Origin of the sequence: Pseudomonas sp. 2822-17, from assembly GCF_002742485.1 — a bacterium.
GTDB lineage: Bacteria > Pseudomonadota > Gammaproteobacteria > Pseudomonadales > Pseudomonadaceae > Aquipseudomonas > Aquipseudomonas cyclaminis.
Map to the genome: position 1 here is coordinate 1 of NZ_LJRZ01000157.1, position 436 is coordinate 436.

The 436-nt window shown below is 34.4% G+C and carries 1 protein-coding gene; it reads right to left on the bottom strand.

Annotated elements, in window-relative coordinates:
• A partial coding sequence (locus tag AOA60_RS01365; protein WP_158235013.1) for a polysaccharide deacetylase family protein occupies positions 1-154 on the bottom strand: 154 nt, incomplete at its 3' end.
• Between the last annotated feature and the right edge of the window lie 282 nt (positions 155-436).

Here is a 436-nt window from a genome sequence, read left to right on the forward strand (position 1 = left end):
CAATCATATAGAAGGTCGCTTTTCCTCCGGCTTGGCGGAAGATTTCTAATACTTGAGGTGTATAGACGGGATTTGGTCCATCATCAAATGTGAATGCAACCGCTTTCTTATCACCTTTTATATGTACTGCATGAATGTTTGGATCATATGCCATCGTTCATTTTCACCCTTTCAAAGGAAGTTGTATGATGTTTTGATTAATGATGCTTCGATTATCTCATTACTTTATGAATTGTGCTATATTTTTACCTACTGTTATTTTGATTTATGAGAGGGTAACGTTTCTCTATCTTCTCTTCACGTTTAGGATTCGGAAAATCCTAAATGCGGAGAAGCTTATCAGATGCTAGGGATTAACCAAAGATACTATACCTGATTTTATTTTAAATATCTTGATCAGTCTATTATTCTACTTAACTAGTGAGGTTCTATATAA